This window comes from Microbacterium fluminis (genome assembly GCF_051549805.1).
GTDB lineage: Bacteria > Actinomycetota > Actinomycetes > Actinomycetales > Microbacteriaceae > Microbacterium.
In genome coordinates this window covers 2,809,975-2,833,958 of the sequence record NZ_CP196042.1, presented here as the reverse complement: position 1 = coordinate 2,833,958, position 23,984 = coordinate 2,809,975, and the positions used below count along the sequence as shown (strand labels likewise).

Here is a 23,984-nt window from a genome sequence, read left to right as displayed (position 1 = left end):
GAACCCATGATCGCCCTCACTCTCACTGACATCGCCCGCGCCGTCGGGGGAGACCTGCGCACCGTCGGCTCCGACACCCCCCATACGGTCGTATCCGGGACCGTCGACACCGACTCGCGTCTGATCGGACCGGGCGACATCTTCGTCGCGAAGCCCGGCGAGGTGACCGACGGGCACCGCTTCGTCCCGTCGGCCACTGCGGCCGGAGCCGCCCTCGCGATCGTCGAGCGGCCCGTCGCGGAGGCATCCGTCAGTCAGATCGTCGTCCCCGACGTCGTCGTCGCCCTCGCCGACCTCGCCCGGGAGGTCGTCGCCCGCGTGCGCGCCGGCGGAGGGCTGCGGATCGTCGGGATCACCGGGTCGAACGGCAAGACGACGACCAAGAACATGCTCGCCCGCATCCTCGAGGACGAGGGCGAGACCGTTGCGCCGCGCGCGTCGTTCAACAACGAGGTGGGCGCACCGCTGACCATGCTGCGGGTCACCGAGAGCACCCGCTTCCTGATCTGCGAGTTCGGTGCCAGCGCCGCGGGCGCCATCGCGCGCCTCGCCGGGCTGGTCGAACCCGATCTGAGCGTGGTGCTGATGGTGGGGCTCGCCCACGCCGGCGGGTTCGGCGGCATCGAGGCCACCCTCGCGGCCAAGTCCGAGCTCGTGCACGCGACCCGGCGCGGGGGGATCGCGGTCCTCAACGCCGACGACGCGCGGGTCGCCTCGATGTCCGCGATCGCCGCCGACCGCGACATCGCGGTGTGGTGGTTCGGTCGGGGCGCCAGCGTCGCGCCCGCCGACGTGCGCGCCGACGACGTCGAGGTCTCCGCATCGGGGACCCGGTCGATCGTGTCGGTCGACGGCGAGCGGATGCCTCTGCACCTGCGGGTCCTCGGTGAGCACCACGTGATGAACGCCCTCGCCGCGATCACCGCCGCGACCGCGCTCGGCGTGCGTCCGCAGGACGCCGTCGACCGCGTCGAGCAGGTCGAGATCGCGGAGCGCTGGCGCATGCAGCCGCTCGGCTCCGAACGCGTGCGCATCATCAACGACGCGTACAACGCCAGCCCCGACTCGATGGCCGCGGCGCTGCGCACGCTCGCGCAGATCACGTCCCCGCACGAACGCACCGTGGCCGTGCTCGGCGCGATGAGCGAGCTGGGGGAGTACGCCGAGGAGGAGCACGACAGGGTCGGGCTGCTGGCGGTGCGCCTCGGCATCCAGCGCATCGTGATCGTCGGAGCGGACGCGCGGCGCATGTTCCTCGAGGCGATCAGCCAGGGATCGTGGGACGGCGAGGCGGTGTACTTCGCCTCGGCCGACGAGGCCTTCGACTACCTGCTCACCGAGCTGCGGGACGGCGACCGTGTGCTGGTGAAGTCCTCCAACTCCGCCGGGCTCCGGTTCCTCGGCGATCGTCTGGGAGAATCGTTCTCGTGAGATCACTCCTGACGGCGGCGGCGATCTCCCTCGCGTTCACTCTCTTCCTCACCCCCGTGTTCGTGCGGCTGTTCCGCACATGGGGCTGGGGCCAGGTGATCCGCACCCCGGAGGACATCCGCAACCCCTCGCACGGCGAGAAGCGCGGCACGCCCACGATGGGCGGGACGATCTTCATCGTGGGCACCATCGTCGGCTACCTCGTCGGCAGCTACACCGGCAACAATCCGCCCACGATCTCGGGCTGGCTCGTCGTGTGGATGATGGTCGGCTTCGGCGCCGTCGGCTTCATCGACGACTACATGAAGGTGAAGCGCCAGCACAGCCTCGGTCTCACCGGCTGGCCGAAGGTGATCGGGCAGGTCATCGTCACCGCACCGTTCGCGGTGGTCGCCCTCAACTTCCCGAACATGATGGGCTACACGCCGGCCTCGCCGTACATCTCGCTCTTCCGCGACATCTCGGTGCTCTCGCTGTTCGCGCTCGGCCCGATCGTCGGATGGCTGCTCTACCTCGCGTGGGTGTCGTTCATCGGGGTGGCGTGGTCCAACAGCACCAACCTCACCGACGGTCTCGACGGACTGGCGGCGGGAACGGGCGTGTTCGTGACCGGCGCATACAGCCTCATCGCGTTCTGGCAGTTCAACCAGGTCTGCGCGAGCGACCGCGCCAACACCGCGCTCCAGGCCTGCTACATCACCCGCGACCCGTTCGATCTGGCGATCATCGCCGCGTCGTTCTCGGCGGCGCTCGTCGGATTCCTGTGGTGGAACGCCCCGAAGGCCAAGGTGTTCATGGGCGACGTGGGCTCGATGGCGATCGGCGGCGTGATCGCGTCGATGTCGATCCTCACCCACACCGAGCTGCTCGGTGTGCTGGTCGCGGGCGTCTACATCATCGGTCCCGGCTCGGTGCTGCTCCAGCGCACCTACTTCAAACTCACCCGGGGCAAGCGGCTGTTCCTGATGAGTCCGTTCCACCACCACCTCGAGATGCGCGGGTGGCCGGAGATCACGATCGTCGTTCGCATGTGGATCATCGCCGGGATGCTGGCGGTCACCGGCATCGGACTGTTCTACGTCGAGTGGCTCTCCCGCGCATGAGCACCCGTCTCGACTCCCTGACCAGCTGGAACGCGGACTGGAAGGGCCTGCGGGTCGCCGTGCTCGGGCTGTCGGTCACCGGCTTCTCCGTGGCTGACACCCTCGCCGAGCTCGGCGCCGACGTGCTCGTGCTCAGCGCCTCGGCGTCGGAGGAGTACTCGCGGCTCGTGCCGGTCATCGGTGCCCGCCTGCGCATCGGGCCGCTCGACGAGGTTCCGCCCGAGCTGGTCGACTTCGATCCCGAGCTCGTGATCGCCTCGCCGGGGTTCGCGCCGCGGCATCCGCTCGTCGTCTGGGCCCGCGAACGCGGCATCGCCCTGTGGGGCGACATCGAGCTGGCCTGGCGCGTGCGCGACAAGGTGCTGCGGCCGGACGGCACGCCCGCCGACTGGGTGCTCATCACCGGCACCAACGGCAAGACCACCACGACCCGGCTGGCGGCCACCATGATGCTCGCCGGCGGGCTGCGTGCCGCCCCGGTGGGCAACATCGGCACCCCGGTGCTCGACGCGGTGCGCGATCCGGCCGGCTTCGATGCGCTGGTGGTCGAGCTGTCGAGCCACCAGCTCTGGTACCTCTCGTTGCAGACCGGCCCCGAGCCGCTGTCGCCCGCGGCGAGCGTGTGCCTCAACCTCGCCGACGACCACCTCGAGTGGCATGGGTCGTTCGGGGCCTACCGCGACGCGAAAGCCGTGGTGTACGAGAACACGCGTCTCGCGTGCGTCTACAACAAGTCGGATGCCGCCACCCGGGCAATGGTCGAGGACGCCGACGTCGTCGAGGGCGCCCGCGCGATCGGGTTCGATCTCGGCGTGCCCGGCCCGAGCGACCTGGGGGTCGTGGACGGCATCCTCGTCGATCGCGCGTTCCTCGACGACCGCCGCACCAGCGCGCTCGAACTGACCACCGTCGCCGACCTCGCCGGGCAGGGGCTCGCCGCCCCGCACATCGTCGCCAACGTGCTCGCCGCGAGCGCTCTGGCCCGTGCGCTCGGCGTCGCGCCGGCCGCGATCCGCACCGCGCTGCGCGACTTCCGCCTCGACCCGCATCGCATCGAGGTCGTCGCGGTCGCGGGCGGGATTACGTGGATCGACGACTCGAAGGCGACGAACCCGCACGCCGCGGCATCCTCCCTCGCCGCCTATCCCGGCGCCGTGTGGATCGTCGGCGGGCTCCTCAAGGGCGTCGACATCGGCGCGCTCGTGGCCGGCCGCGGCGCCGGAGCGAAGGCCGCGATCGTGATCGGCGTCGACCGCGCCGAGATCGTGTCGGCGTTCGCGCGACACGCGCCGGCGGTGCCCGTGTTCGAGGTCGAGACCGCTGAGACTGAGGAGGTCATGGCGCGCGTCGTCGCACTGGCCCACGAGGTCGCCCGTGACGGGGACGTCGTGCTTCTCGCCCCCGCCGCGGCATCCTTCGACCAGTTCGACTCGTACGCCGATCGCGGGCGGCGATTCGCCGCCGCGGTGAGGGAGCGGACCGGGAGGGGATCCGATGGCACGGATGCCCCGGGCGACGCCGGCGGACACTGACGCCGAGTCCGCGCACGCCCGCCGCGGACTCGCCGCGCGCGTGTCGCTCGGCCGTGTGTTCGCGCCGGTGCCGAGCGAGTTCCTCCTGATCGCCTCGACGACGCTGCTGCTCACCGGCTTCGGGCTCGTCATGGTGCTCTCGGCCACCTCGGCCACCAACAGCGGACAGGACCCGTTCGATCACGTCGTCAAGCAGGGCATCTTCGCCGTGATCGGCATCCCGCTGATGTTCGTGATGAGCCGCTTCCCGGTGTCGTTCTATCGCAAGGTCGCGTGGCCGGCGCTGATCGGCGCCACCGTCTTCCAACTTCTCGTGTTCGTGCCCGGACTCGGCGTGTCGTCGTACGGCAACCAGAACTGGGTGCAGATCGCCGGATTCCAGTTCCAGCCGTCGGAGTTCCTCAAGGTGACCCTGGCGCTGTGGCTGGGCGCCGTGCTCTACCGCAAGCGCGATCTGCTGCGGTCGTGGTCGCACGTGTTCATTCCCGTGGTGCCGGTGGGCGGTCTGGTGATCGCGACCGTGCTCGCCGGCGGAGACCTCGGCACCGCGATGGTGCTGTTCCTGATCGTGCTGGCAGCGCTGTTCTTCTCGGGGGTGCGGCTGCGCATCTTCATCCTGCCGCTGCTTGTGGCCGTCGTCGCCGTCGCCGGCTTCGCGTTCACCAGCGACAACCGCCGCGAGCGCATCCTCAGTCTCTTCACCCCCGACTCGGCCGACTGCTACCTCACCACCTGCTACCAGTCGCTGCACGGCGTCTGGGGGCTCGCGTCGGGCGGGGTGTTCGGTCTGGGTCTGGGCAACTCCAAGGAGAAGTACGACTGGCTCCCGGCGGCGGCCAACGACTACATCTTCGCGATCGTCGGAGAAGAGCTCGGACTGATCGGATGCCTCGTCGTGCTCGTGCTGTTCGCACTGTTCGCCGTCGGCGCGTTCCACGTCATCCGCAAGACCGACGACTCGTTCGTGCGGATCGTGGCCGGCGGCATCACGGTGTGGATCGTCGGCCAGGCCCTCATCAACGTGGGCGTCGTGCTGCGGGTCTTCCCGGTGCTGGGCGTGCCGCTCCCGTTCATGTCGCAGGGTGGCACGTCGCTGCTGTCGGTGCTGCTGGCCTCGGGGGTGCTGCTCGCCTTCGCCCGGTCGCTGCCCGCGAGGCAGGAGCCGGCGCCGCCGCGGACCTCCCGCTCCTCGCGCGCCTCGAACCGGTCCCGTCCGTCCCGGGCCGAGGCCTCGAGCACGCCCGTCCCGTTCGATCATGCGAGGATTCCCGGGTGAGTTCCTCGCCCGCCGCCCCCGTCTATCTCCTGGCGGGCGGTGGCACGGCCGGCCACGTCAACCCGCTGCTGGCCGTCGCCGACGCGCTGCGCGCGCGTGAGTCGGACGCCGACGTGCTGGTGCTCGGCACCCGCGAGGGGCTCGAAGCCCGCCTCGTTCCCGCGCGCGGATACGAGCTGCTCTTCGTCGACAAGGTGCCGTTCCCCCGGCGGCCGAACCGGGACGCCGTGGCCTTCCCGAACCGTTTCCGACGCGCGGTCGGTCAGGTGCGCCGCCTCCTCGCCGAGCGCGGCGTCGACGTCGTGGTCGGGTTCGGCGGCTACGCCTCGGCTCCCGCCTACGTCGCGGCACGCCGCGCCCGCGTGCCGTTCGTCGTGCACGAGGCCAACGCCCGGCCCGGACTGGCGAACATCCTCGGAGCGCGGTGGGCTGCGGCATCCGGAGTCGCCTTCCCGGGAACCGCGCTGCGTGGTGCGCGGGTGGTGGGCATGCCGCTGCGGCGCGAGGTCGTCGACCTCGACCGGGCGGCGACCCGCGCCGAGGCTGCGGCGCATTTCGGGCTCGACCCGCAGCGCCCGACGCTGCTCGTCTTCGGCGGCTCGCTGGGCGCGGCCCGGCTGAACGCCGCCTTCGGCGAGGGCGAGGGCGCGGCGTGGCGCAGCATCCTGGAATCCGGATGGCAGCTGCTGCACGTCACGGGCGACCGTTCGCAGCTGGCCGACCCGGATGCGGACGGCTATGCCCTTCGCCGCTACGTCGACCGGATGGACCTCGCATTCGCGGCGGCCGACCTCGTCGTCTCGCGCGCCGGAGCGGCGACGGTGAGCGAGATCAGCGCGCTGGGCCTTCCGGCCCTGTACGTCCCCTACGCCGTGGGCAACGGCGAGCAGGCGCTCAACGCCCGATCGGCCGTCGCGGCGGGCGCGGCGCGCATCATCCCCGACGCGGAGTTCACGGCCGATCGCGTGCGCGCCGAGATCGTGCTGCTGCTGGGCGACGCCGATGCGCGGCGAGCGATGACGGATGCGGCGGCCACCACCGGCGAGCGCCACGGCACCGAGAACGTCCTCGCCCTGATCGACGAGGCGCGCGCGCGGTAGATCCGCAGTGCCCGGGCGGTCCGGGATTCGGAGATCGGACCGGCGGCGGCTCCTGCACGGGGCGACGGGCCTCCGCTCGTCCGAACTCCGTGTTCCGGACCGCGCGGAATCAGGCCGTGACCGGGGATCCCGCGCGCAATGCGGCCTCGACGAGCGCGAGCGCCTCGTCGGGGTCGAGACGCAGGGCGTGGATCTGCTCCGCGTACGCCGTCGCGGCGCGCTGCGCCTGCTGTCGTGCGGCATCGCCCTGCGGTGCGACGAACGAGCCGTTGCGCCCGCGGGTCTCGATGAAACCGGATGCCTCGAGCTCCCGGAACGCGCGGGCCACCGTGCCCGGCGCGATCCCGAGATCCTCGGCGAGCTTGCGCACGGTGGGCAGGCGCTCGCCCGGCACGAGTTCGCCGGACGAGACGGCGTCGACGAGCTGCGCGCGCAGCTGCTCGAACGGCGGGACGGGGGAGGCGGGGTCGATGCGGATCACAGCGATCCTCCTTCCGCGGCGGGCAGACCCATGCCGACGCCGGTCACGGCGATCGTGATGAGCGTGTTCAGCACGCGCTGGATGTCGATCTGCTCCACGACTCTTTTGTACCGCGTTCGTATCAATGTGTCAACACAACGCTCGCGGGCGCGCCACGAGCCCGTGCTCAGGCCGCCGACTTAGGATCGAGAGGCCATGATCAAGCCCGACCTCAGCCTCCCGATCCCCGACGACATCCGTGCCGCGCACTTCATCGGCATCGGCGGATCGGGCATGTCGGGCCTGGCGCGCATGCTCCTGGCCCGAGGCATCCGCGTCTCCGGCTCCGACCGCGCCGACAGCCCCGGTCTGCGCGCGCTCGAGGCGGCGGGCGCCACCGTCTTCGTCGGGCACGACGCCGCGAACCTCGGCGATGACGTCGACACCGTCGTGCACACCGGGGCGATCTGGCCCGAGAACCCCGAGTTCGTTCTCGCGAAGCAGCGCGGACTGCACGTCATCCACCGCTCGCAGGCGCTGCACTGGCTGATCGGAGGCCGCCGGCTGGTGTCGGTGGCCGGCGCGCACGGCAAGACCACGTCGACCGGCATGATCGTGACCGCGCTGCAGCGGCTCGGCACCGATCCGGCCTTCGTCAACGGCGGCGTGATCGCGGAGCTCGGCGTGTCGAGCGGCATCGGCTCGGACGAGCTGTTCGTGATCGAGGCCGACGAATCCGACGGCACGTTCCTGCTGTACGACACCTCGATCGCGCTCATCACCAACGTCGACCCCGACCATCTCGACCACTACGGCAGCGACGACGCCTTCGTCGACGCGTTCGCCCGCTTCGCCAACGAGGCGCGCGAGCAGGTCGTGATCTCGGCCGACGACCCGGGCGCCCGGCGCGTGACGGAGCGACTGACCCATTCGGACGTGGTGACGTTCGGCGAGTCGGATGCCGCGACCGTCCGGGTCTCGGACATCCGCACCGACGGCGCGGTGGCGTTCCGCCTCACGTACGACGGGGTGACCGTGGACGGGCGGCTCGCCGTCCCCGGTGCGCACAACGCGATCAACGCCGCCGGTGCCGTCGCGGTGCTGATCGGCCTCGGATACGGCCTCGAGGAGGCCGTGCGCGCCGTCGAGGGCTTCGCCGGCACCGCCCGCCGGTTCGAGCTGCACGACACCGTGCGCGGTGTGAGCGTCTACGACGACTACGCCCATCACCCCACCGAGGTCGCCGCCGCGCTCGCGGCCGCCCGCACCGTCGTCGGCGACGGCCGCATCATCGCGCTGCACCAGCCTCACACGTTCTCCCGCACTCAGCTGATGTCGCACCAGTTCGCCGGGGTGCTCGAGCACTACGCCGACCACACCGTCGTCCTCGACGTGTACGGCGCCCGCGAAGACCCCATCCCCGGCGTGACCGGGGCACTCGTCAGCGAGGCGTTCGCCGACCCCGAGCGCGTGCACTTCGTCGCCGACTGGCAGGCCGCGGCCGACTACACCGCCGCGGTCGCGCGCGACGGCGACTACGTCGTCACCCTCGGCTGCGGGAACGTGAACCTGATCATCCCGCAGGTGCTCGATGCTCTCGCGCGGACGGACGCCTCGGGTACCCCGTCGTCCGCCGCCGCAGGGGAGTAGCCTCCCGTGCGCCGGCCGAGCCCGCTCCCGTCGCCACCCACGCCGGCGAAGGCGGCGCCGAAACGTCGTGCGCGCGCAGAGGCGGCCGAGCCGGAGCCCTCACGCGCGGCGATCGACGAGACCTCCGACGTCGCCGGCGCCGTCGGACCGACCGGGGTCGACGGTCCGGGGGAGCCCGCTGCGTCCTCCGACGGCCGCGTCGGCGTGCGCCAGGTGTGGCGCGCCGCCCGTGCGCGGCGCAAGGCCCTGCGGGCCGAGGTGCGGCGCTTCACGCAGCGCCAGCGACGGCGACGGGCGATCTGGTTGGGGGCCGCGGCATCCGTCGGCGTCCTGGTGGCTCTCACCTTCGCGGCGGCGTACAGTCCGCTGTTCGGCGTCGAGCGCATCACCGTCGTGGGCACCGCGCAGCTGAATGCGTCCGACGTCGAGGCGGCCCTCTCGGGCCAGCTCGGCACGCCCCTGGCCTCGGTCGACTCCAGCGCAATCAAGGCGGCGCTGGTCGGCTTCCCGCTCGTGGAGTCCTACGCCCTCGAGGCGCGACCGCCGCACGACCTCGTGGTGCGCATCGTGGAGCGCACGCCCGTCGGAGTCGTGCAGTCGGCGGCCGGCTTCACCGTCGTGGATGCCGCCGGCGTCGCGCTCTCGACCGCGGCCACCCCGCCACCCGGTCAGCCGCTCCTCGAGATCAGCGCGGGCGTCGGGTCGCCGGCCTTCACGTCGGCGGGCAGGGTGATGCGCTCGCTGCCGCCCGACATCCGTGCGCAGGTGACGACGGTGACCGCCTCCACCCCCGACGACGTCGCGTTCACCCTCGGCGGCACGAAGACGACGGTGGTGTGGGGATCGGCCGACGACTCCGCCGCGAAGGCGACCGTCCTCGCGCGGGCGATGGTCGCCCGCCCACCGGCATCGGTGACCAGCTACGACGTGTCGTCGTCGAAGGCGATCGTCATCCGCTGACGGGTGGACACGCGAAAACGACGTGTTGCCGATCCGATGTCGCGACACGCTGAGGACGTTCCGGATGCCTCGACCCCTGCCGCATACCTTCGAGTCAGGAATTGCATACCGAGCAATACTTTACACCTCTACTAGAGGTTGAAGGTTTACAGGTCCAGGGCACGGAGGCCGGCATGAGCCAGAACCAGAACTACCTCGCCGTCATCAAGGTGGTCGGCGTCGGCGGCGGCGGCGTGAACGCCGTCAACCGCATGATCGAGCTCGGCCTTCGCGGCGTCGAGTTCATCGCCGTGAACACCGATGCGCAGGCGCTGCTGATGAGCGACGCCGACGTCAAGCTCGACGTCGGACGCGAACTCACCCGCGGACTCGGGGCGGGCGCCGACCCCGAGGTGGGACGTCGCGCCGCCGAGGACCACGCGGAGGAGATCGAAGAGGCGCTCCGCGGCGCCGACATGGTGTTCGTCACCGCCGGCGAGGGCGGCGGCACCGGCACCGGCGGCGCGCCCGTCGTGGCCAAGATCGCCAAGTCGATCGGTGCGCTCACGATCGGCGTCGTGACCAAGCCGTTCTCGTTCGAGGGCCGTCGCCGTCAGAGTCAGGCCGAGGCCGGCGTCGGCAAGCTCAAGGAAGAGGTCGACACCCTCATCGTCGTGCCCAACGACCGCCTCCTCGAGATCAGCGACCGTGGCATCTCGATGATCGAGGCGTTCGCCACCGCCGACCAGGTGCTCCTCGCCGGTGTGCAGGGCATCACCGACCTCATCACCACGCCCGGCCTCATCAACCTCGACTTCGCCGATGTCAAGTCGGTCATGCAGGGTGCCGGCTCCGCTCTCATGGGCATCGGCTCCGCCCGCGGCGCCGACCGTGCGATCAAGGCGGCTGAGCTCGCCGTCGAATCGCCGCTCCTCGAGGCCTCCATCGAAGGCGCGCACGGCGTGCTCCTGTCGATCCAGGGCGGGTCGAACCTCGGCATCTTCGAGATCAACGACGCCGCGCAGCTCGTCAAGGAGGCCGCGCACCCCGAGGCCAACATCATCTTCGGAACGGTCATCGACGACACGCTCGGCGACGAGGTGCGCGTGACGGTCATCGCGGCGGGCTTCGACGGCGGCGAGCCGTCGCTCCGGATCGATGCGGTGCCCGCCGCCCGTCCGGTCGTCGCGCCCATCGTGCCCGAGACGCCCGCCGAGGAGGTCGCCCGCGAGTACACCTCCGACGACTCCGGCAAGGAGTCGGTCTCGGTGGTCGCCGCCTCCGACTCGAGCTACGACTCGGCGTTCGGCGACGACGACCTCGACATCCCCGACTTCCTGAAGTAAGCGTGCCCGCAGAGCTGGCCGAGCGGCTCGCGGACGTCGATGCACGCATCGCCGACGCGGCCCGCACCGCGGGCAGGGACGCCTCGGACATCACGCGCATCGTGGTGACCAAGTTCCACCCCGTCGCGCTCGTCGAGGAGCTCTACCGCCTCGGCGTGCGCGACGTGGGCGAGAACCGGCAGCAGGAGCTCACCGCGAAAGCGGCCGAGACCGCCGCGCTCGAGGGACTGCGCCGGCACTTCATCGGGCAGGCGCAGACCAACAAGGCGCGGGCGGTGCGGGCTGCGGCATCCGTCGTCCACACCGTCGACCGCGCGCGCCTCGCCGACGCGCTGGACGCGGTCGGCGGCGACCCGCTCGACGTCCTGCTGCAGATCAACCTCACCGACGACTCGGGCCGCGGCGGCGTGGTGCCCGACGACCTCGAACGGCTCGCCGAACACGTGACCGGATGCCGCAGCCTCCGCGTGCGCGGAGTGATGGCCGTCGCGCCGCTCGACGAGGCGCCCGCCGCGGCATTCGCACGGCTGCACGGATACTCCGAGCGACTGCGCGCCGTCGTGCCCGACGCGACGTGGATCTCGGCCGGGATGACCGCCGACTTCGAGATGGCGGTCGCCGCCGGCGCGACACACCTGCGGATCGGGTCCGCAATCACGGGCCCGCGGCCCGACCGCGGTTAACCTCGAAGCAGACGAGCACAACGGAGGATGCGATGTCGAACCCGCTCAAGAAGACCATGGTGTACCTGGGCCTCGCCGACGAGGAAGAGGTCTACGAAGAGGAGACCCCGCAGCCGCGCGGTCGCAAGTTCGAGGCCGTCGTCGAGAGGGCAGCACCCGTGACCCCCATCCACCGCCCGACCGTCGTGCGCCAGCCCGCGCCCAGCGCGGTCAGCGAGATCCTCACCGTGCACCCGAAGCAGTACCGGGACGCGCAGGTCATCGCCGAGAACTTCCGCGACGGCATCCCGGTGATCATCAACCTCTCCCAGATGAGCGACGCCGACGCGCGTCGTCTCATCGACTTCGCCAGCGGACTGTCGCTGGGCCTCTACGGGCGCATCGAGCGAGTGACCAGCAAGGTGTTCCTGCTGTCGCCGGAGAACGTCGCGATCTCGGGCGAAGGCGGCGTCGCGCAGGCCGACCCGGAGTCGGTCGCCTTCGCGCAGCCGTAGTCTTGCCTGTGTGAACATCGTCGGCCTGATCGCCTCGGTCCTGAACGCGCTCATCCTCCTGTACGTCCTGGTTCTGCTCGTTCGGCTCATCCTCGAGTGGATGCCGATGCTGAATCGGGAGTGGCGTCCGCGCGGCGCGGGGCTGGTCGCGGCGGAGATCGTCTACACCGTGACCGATCCACCCATCCGGCTCCTGCGCCGCTTCATCCCTCCGCTGCGTGTGGGAGCCATCGCGATCGACTTCGCCTTCGCGATCACGATGCTTCTCTGCTTCGTGCTCCTGAGCGTGACCGGCTCTCTCGCGAGGGCCTGAACCGCCGGATATGCTGTCCTGATACGGTGGCCGTCTCGCGGAACCCCGACCTTGCTCCCGGCCCGCGACCTGACACTCTCGAAAGAGGAAGAACCATGGCATTGACCCCGGATGACGTCGTCACGAAGCAGTTCCAGCACGTGCGCTTCAAGGAGGGCTTCGACCCCGACGAGGTCGACGACTTTCTCGACGAGATCGTCGTCGAGTGGCGCAAGACCATCGCCGAGAACGACGAGCTGAAGGCCAAGGTCGCCGCGCTCGAGTCCGGCGAGGCCGCTCCCGCCGCCGCAGCCGCTCCCGTCGCCGAGGCGCCGGCACCGGTCGTCGAGGCCGCTCCCGTGATCGAGCAGGCTCCCGCCGAGGGCTCGGCACCGGCCGCGGCCAGCGCCGGAATCATCGAGCTCGCGCAGCGCCTGCACGACGAGCACGTGGCCGAGGGCGTCTCCAAGCGCGACCAGCTCGTCTCCGAGGCCCAGGCCCAGGCCGCGTCGATCGTGGCCGAGGCAGAAGCCAAGGGTCGCGACGAGATCGCCCGCCTCGAGAAGGAGCGCGGCGTGCTCGAGTCGCGCATCACCGAGCTGCGTCAGTTCGAGCGCGACTACCGCACCCAGCTGCGCAGCTGGATGGAGGGCAAGCTCCGCGACCTCGAGACCACCACGACGGCCTCCGGAGCAACGCCGGTCTCGGCCATCGGCCTCTGAGCCGGTCTTTTGACAGGCCGAGCCCCCCTTCGCACGGCGGCGGCCGGCACGATCATCGCCTCTCTGGCGGCGATCGTGCTGGCCGCCGATCAGTTCACCAAGTACCTCGCGATCGAGAACCTTCCACCGGAGCAGCCGGTGAAGATCCTCGGCGACTTCCTGATCTTCTACCTCGTCCGCAACTCCGGCGCGGCGTTCTCGCTCGGTGAGGGCGTCACGTGGATCTTCACGATCGCCCTGGCCGCGGTGGCGATCACCATCGTCTGGCTCGCCGTGCGCCGCATCCGCTCGCGCGCCTGGGCGATCCTGCTCGGACTGCTCCTCGGCGGGGTGCTGGGCAACCTGACCGACCGTCTGCTGCGCGAGCCCGGCTTCGCGGTGGGCCACGTGGTCGACTTCATCAACACGCCGTGGATGATGCCGGCGATCTACAACGTCGCCGACATGTTCATCGTCACGATGATGATCGGCGTCGCGGTGCTCGTGTTCAGCGGGCTGCACCTCGACGGCACGCGCGAGCCGCGCCGCGCCGCCGAGGTCGACGACGAGCCGACGGACACGGCCGCCTCCGAAGAGGTGACGGCCGAGAGCACGTCCTCCGACGACGGCTCGGACGAGACCCCCGACCACGACTGTCCGGATCGCACGGCGCCGCACGGCGGGCGCTGACGTGCAGAGCCGCACTCTCCCCGTCCCCGACGGGCTCGACGGCGCCCGTGTCGACGCGGCGCTGGCCAAGATGCTGGGCTTCTCGCGGACGTTCGCCGCGGAGGTCGCCGAAGCCGGCGGCGTCCGCCTCGACGGCCGCGTGATCGGCAAGTCCGACCGCGTCGCGGCCGGAGCGTGGCTCGAGGTCGAGTGGGAGGACCGTCGCGCCCCCGAGGTGATCCCGCTCGCCGTGCCCGACCTCGGCATCGTCTACGAGGACGACGACATCGTCGTGGTCGACAAGCCCTCCGGCGTCGCCGCCCATCCCTCCGTGGGGTGGGAGGGTCCGACCGTGCTGGGTGCCCTCGCCGCCGGAGGGGTACGCGTCGCCACGACGGGGGCTGCCGAGCGCCAGGGTGTCGTGCACCGCCTCGACGTGGGCACGAGCGGGCTCATGGTGGTCGCCAAGTCCGAGCGGGCGTACACCGCGCTGAAGCACGCGTTCAAGGAGCGCGAGGTCGAGAAGATCTACCACGCCGTCGTGCAGGGACATCCCGATCCGCTCGTCGGGACGATCGACGCGCCCATCGGGCGCCACCCCTCGCATTCGTGGAAGTTCGCGGTCACCCCCGACGGCAAGGACTCGGTGACGCACTACGAGACTCTCGAGGCGTTCCCTGGGGCCTCCCTGCTCGAAGTGCACCTCGAGACCGGGCGCACGCATCAGATCCGCGTGCACATGGCCGCCCACCGGCATCCGTGCGTCGGCGATCCGCTGTACGGTGCGGACCCGACTCTGTCTGCACGGCTGGGCCTGACCCGGCAGTGGCTGCACGCGCACCGTCTGGCCTTCGCCCACCCCGCCACCGGGAAGCGGGTCGCCTTCATCTCCGCGTATCCTGCCGACTTCGTCCACGCGCTGGACGTGCTGCGCGCCGACTGAGCACCCGTTGCCGGTGTCGGATGCCTGGGGCACAGTGGGCGGATGAGCTTCGACGTGCGTCCGGCCGACGTCTTCGACGACGTCGCGACCCTGCTGAGCCCGAGGGATCGCACCAAGCCCTCCTGCTGGTGCCTGTCGTACCGGCTGTCGTATCCGGAGCGTCGCGCAATGGGCGGGCTCGACCAGGCCGCGTACGTCGCCGGGCTGTGCGCGCACCAGCCCGCGCCCGGGGTGGTCGCGTACGACGACGACGTTCCGGTCGGGTGGGCGGCGGTCGCCCCGCGCGCCGATCTGCACGCGTTCACGCACGGCCGCGTGATCCCGCATGTCGACGATCTGCCGGTGTGGAGCGCATGGTGCTTCAAGGTGCGCGGCGGCCACCGCAAGCGGGGGATCGCGCACGCTCTGCTGGCGGGTGCGATCGAGTTCGCCCGCGACGGGGGCGCCCCGGTGCTGGAGGGCTATCCGGTCGACACCGGCGACCAGCGCGTGGACCCGATCTCCGCGTTCGTCGGGACGCGCCGGATGTTCGAGGCGGCAGGCTTCGTCAAGGCCGCCGACACCGACTCGACGCGGGGCGAGTTCCGCCGGGTCGTGATGCGACTCGACCTGCGCTGACCCTCAGCGACCGCCCTCGAAGCGCGTGTCGTCGTCCTCAGCGATCGCGGCGGCGACCCGACGGCGCATCTCCGCGTCCATGGCCGGCAGCGCATCGAGGTCGAACCAGCCGACCTCGCTCATCTCCCCGTCGACCGGATACGGGTCGCCCGACACCCACGTGCAGCGGAACGTGAGGTCGAGGTAGTCGCTCTGGTCGCCGTTGTCGTACGTGACCCGTGGGATCTGGTGCACCCACGCGAGACGGTCGACGCGGATGACCACGCCGGCCTCTTCGAGCGCCTCCCGGGCCGCGGCATCCGCCGGCTCCTCGCCGGGATCGACGATGCCGGTCACCGGGGTTAGTGCGCCGTTGTCGCTGCGTCGGCCGAGCAGAACCTTCTCGTCGCGGAACACCACCGCCGTCACCCCTGCGAGGAACAGCGGGGCGTGGCCGATCTTCTCACGCAGGGCGAGCACGAAATCCGGGGTGGGCATGGGCCCAGACTACGGGCGCATGTCTCACCCTCGACTCGAAGGTGAGGCGACCTGGCCGCCCTCGCGCCCGACTCGCCCGCGCGGCCGCGCCGGTGTCGGTGCCGGTTCGTAGACTCGATCCGTGGCATCCGATTCCTTCGTCCATCTGCACGTGCACAGCGAGTACTCCATGCTCGACGGTGCGGCCAAGATCGGCGCGATGACGAAGGCGGCCGCCGAGTACGGCATGCCCGCGATCGCGGTGACCGACCACGGCAACACGTTCGCCGCGTTCGAGTTCTACAACGCGGCGAAGGCCGCGGGGGTCAACCCCATCATCGGCCTGGAGGCGTACGTCACGCCAGGCACCCACCGCAGCGACAAGTCGCGCGTCGCATGGGGAACGCCCGAGCAGAAGAGCGACGACGTCTCGGGCTCGGGCGCCTACACCCACATGACGATGTGGAGCCAGACCACCGAGGGCATGCACAATCTGTTCCGGCTCAGCTCGCTGTCGAGCATGGAGGGGTACTACTTCAAGCCGCGCATGGACCGCGAGCTGCTCGAGACCTACGGCAAGGGGCTCATCGCGACGACCGGATGCCCGTCGGGCGAGGTGCAGACGCGCCTGCGGCTCGGGCAGTACGACGCGGCGCGCGCGGCGGCGGCGGAGTTCCAGGACATCTTCGGCAAGGAGAACTACTTCGCCGAGATCATGGATCACGGCCTGTCGATCGAGCGACGGGTCATGACCGACCTGCTGCGCCTGTCGAAGGATCTCGACATCCCCCTCGTGGCGACCAACGACTCGCACTACACGCACCAGCACGAGGCCGACGCCCACGCGGCGCTCCTGTGCGTGCAGTCGGGCTCGACCCTCGACGACCCGAACAGGTTCAAGTTCGACGGCGACGGCTACTACATCAAGACCGCGCAGGAGATGCGGCAGATCTTCCGCGACCACCCCGAGGCGTGCGACAACACGCTGCTCATCGCCGAGCGGTGTGCCGTCGAGTTCAACATCGGTGCCAACTACATGCCGCGCTTCCCGGTTCCCGACGGTGAGACCGAGGACAGCTGGCTGATCAAAGAGGTCGAGGCCGGACTGCACTACCGCTACCCCGCGGGCATCCCCGACAAGGTGCGGGCGCAGGCCGAGTACGAGACCGGCATCATCCTGCAGATGGGCTTCCCCGGTTACTTCCTCGTCGTGGCCGACTTCATCAACTGGGCCAAGGACAACGGCATCCGCGTGGGTCCCGGCCGCGGATCCGGCGCCGGGTCGATGGTCGCCTACGCCATGCGCATCACCGACCTCGACCCGCTCGAGCACGGCCTCATCTTCGAGCGCTTCCTCAACCCCGACCGCGTCTCGATGCCCGACTTCGACGTCGACTTCGACGACCGCCGCCGCGGCGAGGTGATCGACTACGTCACCGCCAAGTACGGCTCCGAGCGCGTGGCGCAGATCGTCACGTACGGCACGATCAAGTCGAAGCAGGCGCTGAAGGACGCCGGTCGTGTTCTCGGCTTCCCGTTCAGCATGGGGGAGCGGCTCACCAAGGCCATGCCGCCGGCGGTCATGGGCAAGGACATGGAGCTCGGCGGCATGTTCGACAAGGACCATGCGCGCTTCAAGGAGGCCTCCGAGTTCCGCGCCCTCATCGACACCGACCCCGAGGCCAAGACCGTCTTCGACCGCGCCCTCGGCCTCGAGGGGCTGAAGCGTCAGTGGGGCGTGCACGCGGCCGGCGTCATCATGTCGAGCGAGCCGCTCCTCGACATCATCCCGATCATGCGCCGCGAGCAGGACGGGCAGATCGTCACGCAGTTCGACTACCCCTCCTGCGAGTCGCTCGGTCTGATCAAGATGGACTTCCTGGGGCTGCGCAACCTCACGATCATCTCCGACGCCCTCGACAACATCCGCATGAACCGGGGGGAGGAGCTCGATCTCGAGCACCTCGCCCTCGACGACCGCGACGCCTACGAGCTGCTCACCCGCGGTGACACGCTGGGCGTGTTCCAGCTCGACGGCGGTCCGATGCGCTCGCTGCTGCGGCTGATGAAGCCCGACAACTTCGAAGACGTCTCCGCCGTCATCGCGCTGTACCGACCGGGCCCGATGGGCGCGAACTCGCACATCAACTACGCGCTGCGAAAGAACGGCCAGCAGGACGTCACGCCCATCCACCCCGAGCTCGAAGAGGCGCTGCGCGACATCCTCGACATCAGCTACGGCCTGATCATCTATCAGGAGCAGGTGATGGCGATCGCGCAGAAGGTGGCCGGCTTCTCTCTCGGGCAGGCCGACATCCTCCGCCGCGCCATGGGCAAGAAGAAGAAGTCCGAGCTCGACAAGCAGTACGAGGGATTCTCGGGCGGCATGAAGGAGCGCGGCTACGGCGAGGCGGCGGTCCAGGCGCTGTGGGACATCCTGCTGCCCTTCTCCGACTACGCCTTCAACAAGGCCCACTCCGCCGCCTACGGCCTCGTGTCGTACTGGACGGCGTACCTGAAGGCCCACTACCCGGCCGAGTACATGGCCGCCCTGTTGACGAGCGTGGGTGACTCCAAGGACAAGATGGCGGTCTACCTCAACGAGTGCCGGCGCATGGGCATCAAGGTGCTGCCGCCCGACGTGGGCGAGTCGATCCGCTACTTCGCCGCCGTCGGCGAAGACATCCGCTTCGGGCTCGGCGCCGTGCGCAACGTCGGCACGAACGTGGTCGACGGCATCGTCGCGACGCGTGAGGGCGGCTTCGCCGACTTCCACGACTTCCTCGGCAAGGTGCCCGCCCATGTGGCCAACAAGCGCACCGTCGAATCGCTGATCAAAGCCGGCGCGTTCGACTCGCTCGGCTCGACCCGGCGGGCCCTGATGGAGATCCACGAGGATGCCACCGAGCAGGCGGTGCTCGACAAGCGCCGCGAGGCGAACGGCGAGGTCGGGTTCGACTTCGACAGCCTGTGGGGCGACGACGAGCCCCAGCAGGTGACGAAGGTGCCCGAGCGTCCGGAGTGGACCAAGAAGGACAAGCTCGCCTTCGAGCGGGAGATGCTCGGGCTCTACGTGTCCGACCACCCGCTGGCCGGCCTGGAGGTGCCGCTCGCCAAGCACGCCTCCACCAGCATCCACGACCTCCTCTCGTCCGAGGACGTGAACGACGGCGATCAGGTCACCGTCGCCGGCCTCGTCACGAGCGTGCAGCACCGGGTCGCCAAGCAGAGCGGCAACCCCTACGGCATGATCACCGTCGAGGACTTCAACGGCGAGGTCACCGTGATGTTCATGGGCAAGACCTATACCGAGTTCGCGAGCATGCTGCAGGGCGACGCGATCCTCGTGGTGAGGGGTCGTGTGTCGCGTCGTGACGACGGACTCAACCTGCACGCGCAGTCCGCGTTCTCGCCCGATCTGGGATCGATGGATGCCTCGGGCCCGCTCGTGCTCATGATGCCCGAGCATCGTGCGACCGAGGCTCTCGTCACCGATCTCGCCGAGGTGCTGGCCCGTCATCGGGGGGACACCGAGGTGACGCTGCGCCTGCACAAAGGTGCGGTGGCGAAGGTTTTCGAGGTGCCGCATCCCGTGCGCGTGACGGCCGATCTGTACGGCGAGCTGAAGGGCCTGCTCGGGCCGCAGTGCCTCGGCTGATCTCATTTCAGTCTCATGTCCCGTAGGTAATATCGCGATTCGTGTCGTGCCCGAACGACCGGAGAGGACGATCGTGACCGACGATCAGTGGAACGAACAGGCCGACGCGGAGACCGAGCAGGAAGGGGTCGCCGCGGTCGCGACCGAGCCGCAGTACGGGCTCGGGCCGTTCTCGATCCGCGAGGTCGCGATCCTCGCGGTGTGGCTGGTCGCGTTCGTCGTGTCCTTCTTCCCGGTCTACGGCGTCTTCGGCGGCGCGGCCTCCATCTGGGGGAGCGGCATCGAATGGGTGCTGCGCATCGGCGTGCCCACGGCGGCGGTGTTCCTCATCGTGCTGCGCCGGTTCTCGCCCGACGGCATCCGCCGAGTCGGGTCGCTCGGCGTCGACCAGTTCGCCTCGGTGGCCTTCTCGGTGGCGGCGGTGCTGTGGCTGACGACGATCTGGGGCGCCTTCGTCGCGCTGGGCAGCACCACGGTGTTCCTGGCGACCTGGGTGGTCTGGGTCGAATTCGTCGCGATGCTCGCGGGTGTCGCCCTCACGGTCTTCGCGCCGTTCATCCCCGTGCTCTCCGACGACTTCCGCGAGCGCCCCGACGAGCCCGCCCACCGCAACGCGCGCGCGGCGCGCCCCGTCGTCCCGCGTCCGGTCGCACCGCGTCCGACGCCCGCTCCGACCGCGGTCGACGCGCCCGACGCCGAGCAGGCTCCGGCGACGACCGCGTACGACGTGTTCCCGACCGGACCGCTCGCCGACCTCAACGACACCGCTGTCAGCACGCGGCTCACGGCGGCGCAGACGCCCACCGGTGAGGAGGACGTCTGGACTCCGGTGCACACCCGCGACACGTACGAGCCCGCTCCGGCGGCGCCCGTGCAGACGTCGCACCAGGCGTTCTGGGCACTCGCACCGGTCGAGCGCGACGTGCTCGACGACCGCGGGGTGCCGATCTTCCGGGTCGGCCCGTCGGCGTGGGCCCTGGTGATCGAGGACCGCGGGTCGAGCTTCGTGGTGCGCCACGAAGACGGCCGGGTGGGCTACCTCCACGACGTCACGGGCGTCACGCGCGGCTGACTCCGCTCGTCCCTGGCCCCCTCCTGCCGCCGGGTGGTCCGATGCTGAGCCGGTAGCCTGGACGGATGCTTCGCACCATCGATCTGCGCGGGCGCGCCCTGTCCGCGGCCGAACTGCTGGCCACCGTTCCGCGGGCCACCGAGGCCCGGGAGGCAGCCCTCACGGCGGCCGCGGCGATCGTGGACGCGGTCGCCGCCGAGGGCGAGACGGCGCTGCGCGATCAGGCCGCCCGCTTCGACGGAGTGACCGGTCACGACCTCCGCGTTCCGGCCGCGCACCTCGATGAGGCCCTCGACACACTCGACCCGACGGTGCGCGCGGCGTTGGAGGAGGCGATCCGCCGCGTGCGGACGGCTTCGGCCGCGCAGGTGCCGCCCGCCCGCACGACCGAGCTCGCTCCGGGCGCGCGCGTCGTGCAGCGCTGGCAGCCGGTGCGCCGGGTGGGCGTGTACGTGCCCGGCGGCAAGGCGGTCTACCCGTCGAGCGTCGTGATGAACGTGGTCCCCGCGCAGGTGGCCGGTGTCGGCGAGGTCGCCCTGGCGTCGCCGCCGCAGCGCGATCACGACGGTCGCGTGCACCCCGTCATCCTGGCCGCGGCGCGGCTCCTCGGCGTCAGCGAGGTGTACGCGATGGGCGGAGCCGGCGCGGTGGGCGCATTCGCGCACGGCGTCGGATCGCTCGGCCTCGAGCCGGTCGACGTGGTCACCGGGCCCGGCAACAACTTCGTGGCCGCCGCCAAGCGCGCGGTGGCGGGACTGGTGGGCACCGACGCCGAGGCCGGGGCGACGGAGATCCTCATCGTCGCCGACGACACGGCCGACCCGGGTCTGGTCGCGGCCGACCTGATCAGCCAGGCCGAGCACGACGAGCAGGCGGCCGCGGTGCTCGTGACCGCGTCCGAGACCCTGGCGGTCGCCGTCGCCGCGGAGATCTCCGCGCGCGCCCCGCTCACCCGCCACAGCGCGCGTGTCGCCGCCGCCCTCGCCGGACCGCAATCGGCCGTGATCCTGGTCGACGACCTGGCCGCCGCGACCGCGCTGAGCAACGCCTACGCCCCCGAGCACCTCGAGCTGCATCTGGCCGATCCGCGCCCGGAGGAGTTCGTGCACGCCGGCGCGATCTTCGTCGGCGACTTCTCGCCGGTGAGCCTCGGCGACTACCTCGCCGGCAGCAATCACGTGCTGCCCACCGGCGGGCAGGCGCGCTACGGATCGGGACTGTCGGCGAGCACCTTCCTCCGTCCGCAGCAGATCATCGAGTACGACCGCGCCGCCTTGGCGGAGGTGCGCGAACGCATCGTCGCCCTCGCCGACGCCGAGGCGCTCCCCGCGCACGGCGAGGCGGTCGAGGCGCGCTTCCAGGCGTAGTCTGTCGGTGCCATGCACTGCCCCTTCTGCCGCCATCCCGATTCGCGTGTGATCGATTCCCGCACGAGCGACGACGGGCTCAGCATCCGTCGTCGTCGTCAGTGCCCCGAGTGCGGAGGGCGCTTCTCGACGATCGAGACCGCGAGCCTCAACGTGATCAAGCGCTCCGGGGTGGTCGAGTCGTTCAGTCGGGAGAAGGTCATGTCGGGCGTGCGCAAAGCGTGCCAGGGGCGGCCGGTGACGGATGCCGACCTCGCCGTCCTCGCCCAGAAGGTCGAGGAGGCGGTGCGCCAGACGGGGGCCTCGCAGATCGACACGAACGAGATCGGACTGGCGATCCTCGGCCCGCTGCGCGAGCTCGATGAGGTCGCGTTCCTGCGGTTCGCCAGCGTCTACCAGGCCTTCGACTCCCTGGAGGACTTCGAGGCGGCGATCGGTCAGCTGCGCGCCGACCACGCCGCGTCCCACGAGGACGGGACCGCCGCGCCGGGGGAGAGCGCCGCGGCCCGGTAGCCTGGCGGGGATGTATCCCCTGCTCTTCCGCACCGTCCTGTCCCGCATGGACCCCGAGACGGCGCACCACGCGGCGATGGCCGTGATCCGCGTCCTCGGCATCCCTCCGCTGTCATGGGCGACCCGCGCGCTCACGCGTCCCGCCGCGAACCTGCGGGTGCGCACCCTCGGACTCGAGTTCGACTCGCCGTTCGGCGTGGCCGCCGGGTTCGACAAGGACGCCGTCGCCGTACGCGGGCTCGAGGCGCTCGGCTTCGGCCATGTCGAGGTGGGCACGATCACCGCGATCCCGCAGGACGGCAACCCTCGTCCGCGGCTGTTCCGCCTCATCCCCGATCGCGCCGTGATCAACCGGATGGGCTTCAACAACGGGGGAGGGGATGCGGCATCCCTCCGGCTGCGACGGCTGCGACGCAGCCCGCGCCGCACGGTCGTGGGCGTCAACATCGGCAAAAGCCGGGTGATCGACGTCGCCGCCGCGACCGCCGACTACGTGCGCAGCACGACGGTGCTCGCGCCCCTCGCCGACTACCTCGTGGTCAACGTCTCCTCCCCGAACACCCCCGGACTGCGGGGGCTCCAGGCGGTCGAGACTCTTCGGCCGCTGCTGCAGGCTGTGCGCGACGCCGCCGGCGCGACGCCCCTGCTGGTGAAGATCGCCCCCGACCTGCCCGACGACGAGGTGCAGGCGGTCGCCTCGCTCGCCGTCGACCTGGGGCTGGCGGGGCTCGTCGCGACCAACACGACCATCTCCCGCGACGGACTGCGCACGGATGCCTCGGTCGTCGCCGCGGCCGGAGCGGGCGGCCTGTCGGGCGCGCCGCTGAAGGCCCGCTCGCTCGAGGTGCTGCGGATCGTGCGGGCGGTCGTCCCGCCGGACTTCTGCGTGATCTCGGTGGGCGGCGTGGAGAGCGGTGCCGACGTGCGTGAGCGCCTCGCCGCCGGTGCGACCCTGGTGCAGGGCTACACGGCCTTCCTCTACCGAGGACCGCTGTGGGCGCGTCAGATCAGCCGCGAGCTCGCGCGCACCGGCATCTGAGCGCGAGCGCGCCTCCGTCGAACGAGGTCAGACCGGGCGTCCGCCGCGCTTGACCTTCGGCTTGGGAAGGCGCATGAAGCGCATCTGGATGGTGCGCATCGCGCCGTACCATCCGAGGCCCTTCTCCGTCCGCTCGCCGAACTTCTCGCGTGCGGCGCGCTTGACCCGGATCGAGGTGATGATCATGTCGCCGATGACGAAGAGGATGAAGATCCACAGCGCGATGAACGAGTAGTACTGCACCGGCGCGAACGGCACGAACGTCGCGACGATCACCAGGACCATGGCGGGCATGACCGCCTCGCCGAGGTGGAAGCCGCCGTCGACGAAGTCGCGCACGAACCGTCGCTGCGGGCCCTTGTCGCGCACCGGCAGGTACTTGTCATCGCCCGCGGCCATGCCCAGGCGCGCCTTCTCGCGCTGCGCGGCCAGGTCGCTGCGGGCGCGGGCCTTCGCCTCCTTGGTGTCGGGGACGAGGGGGCGCTTGCGCGCGGCCTCCTGCTCGGCACGGGAGGGCGTGGCACGACCCTTCCCCGTGGGCGTGCCGTTCAGGACGGTGCCCTCCGACGGCGCATCGTTGGGCGCGGGGGCGGGGGGCGTCTTGGCCACGGGTACATCCTCAGGGTGCGGAACGGGGTTGGT

Annotated in this window: 23 protein-coding genes; 20 read left to right on the top strand and 3 right to left on the bottom strand. The window is 70.7% G+C overall.

Translation table 11 applies throughout. From position 1 onward, the window contains the following. The first annotated feature begins 6 nt into the window (after window positions 1–6). Genes ACSJDX_RS13700 through ACSJDX_RS13680 form a run of 5 tightly spaced genes read left to right on the top strand, consistent with a single transcriptional unit; the run spans window position 7 to window position 6,442 of the window. Window positions 7–1,431, top strand: coding sequence for a UDP-N-acetylmuramoyl-tripeptide--D-alanyl-D-alanine ligase (locus tag ACSJDX_RS13700; RefSeq protein ID WP_438353197.1), 1,425 nt, complete (start codon window positions 7–9; stop codon window positions 1,429–1,431). Further along, on the top strand, window positions 1,428–2,534 hold the full coding sequence (gene mraY, locus ACSJDX_RS13695) for a phospho-N-acetylmuramoyl-pentapeptide-transferase (RefSeq protein ID WP_438353196.1): 1,107 nt from the start codon (window positions 1,428–1,430) through the stop codon (window positions 2,532–2,534). The genes ACSJDX_RS13700 and mraY overlap by 4 nt, the downstream gene beginning before the upstream one ends. After that, window positions 2,531–4,066, top strand: a complete 1,536-nt coding sequence (gene murD / locus ACSJDX_RS13690) for a UDP-N-acetylmuramoyl-L-alanine--D-glutamate ligase (protein WP_438353195.1) — start codon at window positions 2,531–2,533, stop codon at window positions 4,064–4,066. Before mraY ends, murD begins: the two co-directional genes overlap by 4 nt. Continuing rightward, window positions 4,038–5,342, top strand: coding sequence for a putative lipid II flippase FtsW (ftsW, locus tag ACSJDX_RS13685; RefSeq protein ID WP_438354994.1), 1,305 nt, complete (start codon window positions 4,038–4,040; stop codon window positions 5,340–5,342). The genes murD and ftsW overlap by 29 nt, the downstream gene beginning before the upstream one ends. Further along, the gene (locus ACSJDX_RS13680) at window positions 5,339–6,442 is read left to right on the top strand and encodes a UDP-N-acetylglucosamine--N-acetylmuramyl-(pentapeptide) pyrophosphoryl-undecaprenol N-acetylglucosamine transferase (RefSeq protein ID WP_438353194.1); all 1,104 of its coding nucleotides are present in this window, start codon (window positions 5,339–5,341) and stop codon (window positions 6,440–6,442) included. Before ftsW ends, ACSJDX_RS13680 begins: the two co-directional genes overlap by 4 nt. Before the next feature lie 109 nt (window positions 6,443–6,551). On the opposite strand, the gene ACSJDX_RS13675 is transcribed toward ACSJDX_RS13680, so the two are convergent. Beyond that, window positions 6,552–6,923 carry a GntR family transcriptional regulator gene (locus tag ACSJDX_RS13675; RefSeq protein ID WP_438353193.1) on the bottom strand — a complete coding sequence of 124 codons (372 nt, stop codon included), beginning with the start codon at window positions 6,921–6,923 and terminating at the stop codon, window positions 6,552–6,554. A gap of 195 nt (window positions 6,924–7,118) precedes the next feature. On the opposite strand from ACSJDX_RS13675, the gene murC reads away from it, so the two are divergent. The 10 genes from murC to ACSJDX_RS13625 all read left to right on the top strand — a co-directional run bounded on the left by murC (window position 7,119) and on the right by ACSJDX_RS13625 (window position 15,237). After that, window positions 7,119–8,552, top strand: coding sequence for a UDP-N-acetylmuramate--L-alanine ligase (gene murC, locus ACSJDX_RS13670; protein WP_438353192.1), 1,434 nt, complete (start codon window positions 7,119–7,121; stop codon window positions 8,550–8,552). Between the two features lie 6 nt (window positions 8,553–8,558). Further along, window positions 8,559–9,512: an FtsQ-type POTRA domain-containing protein gene (locus tag ACSJDX_RS13665; protein ID WP_438353191.1), complete on the top strand. Its 954-nt coding sequence runs from the start codon at window positions 8,559–8,561 to the stop codon at window positions 9,510–9,512. Between the two features lie 173 nt (window positions 9,513–9,685). Next, window positions 9,686–10,837, top strand: coding sequence for a cell division protein FtsZ (ftsZ, locus tag ACSJDX_RS13660; protein ID WP_438353190.1), 1,152 nt, complete (start codon window positions 9,686–9,688; stop codon window positions 10,835–10,837). Between the two features lie 2 nt (window positions 10,838–10,839). Continuing rightward, window positions 10,840–11,520, top strand: coding sequence for a YggS family pyridoxal phosphate-dependent enzyme (locus ACSJDX_RS13655; protein WP_438353189.1), 681 nt, complete (start codon window positions 10,840–10,842; stop codon window positions 11,518–11,520). 32 nt (window positions 11,521–11,552) lie between these two features. Beyond that, window positions 11,553–12,014 carry a cell division protein SepF gene (locus tag ACSJDX_RS13650; protein WP_438353188.1) on the top strand — a complete coding sequence of 154 codons (462 nt, stop codon included), beginning with the start codon at window positions 11,553–11,555 and terminating at the stop codon, window positions 12,012–12,014. Between the two features lie 10 nt (window positions 12,015–12,024). Further along, on the top strand, window positions 12,025–12,327 hold the full coding sequence (locus tag ACSJDX_RS13645) for a YggT family protein (RefSeq protein WP_438353187.1): 303 nt from the start codon (window positions 12,025–12,027) through the stop codon (window positions 12,325–12,327). A gap of 95 nt (window positions 12,328–12,422) precedes the next feature. Next, entirely contained in the window at window positions 12,423–13,028 is a 606-nt protein-coding gene (locus ACSJDX_RS13640; protein ID WP_438353186.1) for a DivIVA domain-containing protein, read from the top strand. Between the two features lie 9 nt (window positions 13,029–13,037). Then, window positions 13,038–13,697: a signal peptidase II gene (gene lspA, locus ACSJDX_RS13635; protein ID WP_438353185.1), complete on the top strand. Its 660-nt coding sequence runs from the start codon at window positions 13,038–13,040 to the stop codon at window positions 13,695–13,697. Between the two features lies 1 nt (window position 13,698). Then, entirely contained in the window at window positions 13,699–14,619 is a 921-nt protein-coding gene (locus tag ACSJDX_RS13630; RefSeq protein ID WP_438353184.1) for an RluA family pseudouridine synthase, read from the top strand. 42 nt (window positions 14,620–14,661) lie between these two features. After that, window positions 14,662–15,237 carry a GNAT family N-acetyltransferase gene (locus ACSJDX_RS13625; protein ID WP_438353183.1) on the top strand — a complete coding sequence of 192 codons (576 nt, stop codon included), beginning with the start codon at window positions 14,662–14,664 and terminating at the stop codon, window positions 15,235–15,237. 3 nt (window positions 15,238–15,240) lie between these two features. On the opposite strand, the gene ACSJDX_RS13620 is transcribed toward ACSJDX_RS13625, so the two are convergent. Next, the gene (locus ACSJDX_RS13620) at window positions 15,241–15,714 is read right to left on the bottom strand and encodes an NUDIX hydrolase (protein ID WP_438353182.1); all 474 of its coding nucleotides are present in this window, start codon (window positions 15,712–15,714) and stop codon (window positions 15,241–15,243) included. Window positions 15,715–15,883: 169 nt separating this feature from the next. On the opposite strand from ACSJDX_RS13620, the gene dnaE reads away from it, so the two are divergent. The 5 genes from dnaE to ACSJDX_RS13595 all read left to right on the top strand — a co-directional run bounded on the left by dnaE (window position 15,884) and on the right by ACSJDX_RS13595 (window position 23,342). Beyond that, the gene (gene dnaE, locus ACSJDX_RS13615) at window positions 15,884–19,351 is read left to right on the top strand and encodes a DNA polymerase III subunit alpha (protein ID WP_438354993.1); all 3,468 of its coding nucleotides are present in this window, start codon (window positions 15,884–15,886) and stop codon (window positions 19,349–19,351) included. Window positions 19,352–19,424: 73 nt separating this feature from the next. Next, window positions 19,425–20,423, top strand: coding sequence for a hypothetical protein (locus tag ACSJDX_RS13610; RefSeq protein ID WP_438353181.1), 999 nt, complete (start codon window positions 19,425–19,427; stop codon window positions 20,421–20,423). A 65-nt stretch (window positions 20,424–20,488) separates the two neighbouring features. Next, the gene (hisD, locus tag ACSJDX_RS13605) at window positions 20,489–21,790 is read left to right on the top strand and encodes a histidinol dehydrogenase (RefSeq protein WP_438353180.1); all 1,302 of its coding nucleotides are present in this window, start codon (window positions 20,489–20,491) and stop codon (window positions 21,788–21,790) included. Between the two features lie 12 nt (window positions 21,791–21,802). Further along, window positions 21,803–22,303: a transcriptional regulator NrdR gene (nrdR, locus tag ACSJDX_RS13600; RefSeq protein WP_438353179.1), complete on the top strand. Its 501-nt coding sequence runs from the start codon at window positions 21,803–21,805 to the stop codon at window positions 22,301–22,303. Window positions 22,304–22,313: 10 nt separating this feature from the next. Continuing rightward, entirely contained in the window at window positions 22,314–23,342 is a 1,029-nt protein-coding gene (locus tag ACSJDX_RS13595) for a quinone-dependent dihydroorotate dehydrogenase (RefSeq protein ID WP_438353178.1), read from the top strand. 27 nt (window positions 23,343–23,369) lie between these two features. Here ACSJDX_RS13595 and ACSJDX_RS13590 read toward each other — a convergent pair whose 3' ends face one another. Then, window positions 23,370–23,951, bottom strand: a complete 582-nt coding sequence (locus tag ACSJDX_RS13590; RefSeq protein WP_438353177.1) for a DUF3043 domain-containing protein — start codon at window positions 23,949–23,951, stop codon at window positions 23,370–23,372. Between the last annotated feature and the right edge of the window lie 33 nt (window positions 23,952–23,984).

What these genes read in the sequence shown, in the direction of transcription:
- ACSJDX_RS13700 (WP_438353197.1), top strand. Translation starts at nt 7, where the DNA reads ATGATCGCCCTCACTCTCACTGACATCGCCCGCGCCGTCGGGGGAGAC.
- murD (WP_438353195.1), top strand. Translation starts at nt 2,531, where the DNA reads ATGAGCACCCGTCTCGACTCCCTGACCAGCTGGAACGCGGACTGGAAG.
- ftsW (WP_438354994.1), top strand. Translation starts at nt 4,038, where the DNA reads ATGCCCCGGGCGACGCCGGCGGACACTGACGCCGAGTCCGCGCACGCC.
- murC (WP_438353192.1), top strand. Translation starts at nt 7,119, where the DNA reads ATGATCAAGCCCGACCTCAGCCTCCCGATCCCCGACGACATCCGTGCC.
- ftsZ (WP_438353190.1), top strand. Translation starts at nt 9,686, where the DNA reads ATGAGCCAGAACCAGAACTACCTCGCCGTCATCAAGGTGGTCGGCGTC.
- ACSJDX_RS13650 (WP_438353188.1), top strand. Translation starts at nt 11,553, where the DNA reads ATGTCGAACCCGCTCAAGAAGACCATGGTGTACCTGGGCCTCGCCGAC.
- ACSJDX_RS13640 (WP_438353186.1), top strand. Translation starts at nt 12,423, where the DNA reads ATGGCATTGACCCCGGATGACGTCGTCACGAAGCAGTTCCAGCACGTG.
- ACSJDX_RS13625 (WP_438353183.1), top strand. Translation starts at nt 14,662, where the DNA reads ATGAGCTTCGACGTGCGTCCGGCCGACGTCTTCGACGACGTCGCGACC.
- ACSJDX_RS13620 (WP_438353182.1), bottom strand. Translation starts at nt 15,714, where the DNA reads ATGCCCACCCCGGATTTCGTGCTCGCCCTGCGTGAGAAGATCGGCCAC.
- dnaE (WP_438354993.1), top strand. Translation starts at nt 15,884, where the DNA reads ATGCTCGACGGTGCGGCCAAGATCGGCGCGATGACGAAGGCGGCCGCC.
- hisD (WP_438353180.1), top strand. Translation starts at nt 20,489, where the DNA reads ATGCTTCGCACCATCGATCTGCGCGGGCGCGCCCTGTCCGCGGCCGAA.
- nrdR (WP_438353179.1), top strand. Translation starts at nt 21,803, where the DNA reads ATGCACTGCCCCTTCTGCCGCCATCCCGATTCGCGTGTGATCGATTCC.
- ACSJDX_RS13595 (WP_438353178.1), top strand. Translation starts at nt 22,314, where the DNA reads ATGTATCCCCTGCTCTTCCGCACCGTCCTGTCCCGCATGGACCCCGAG.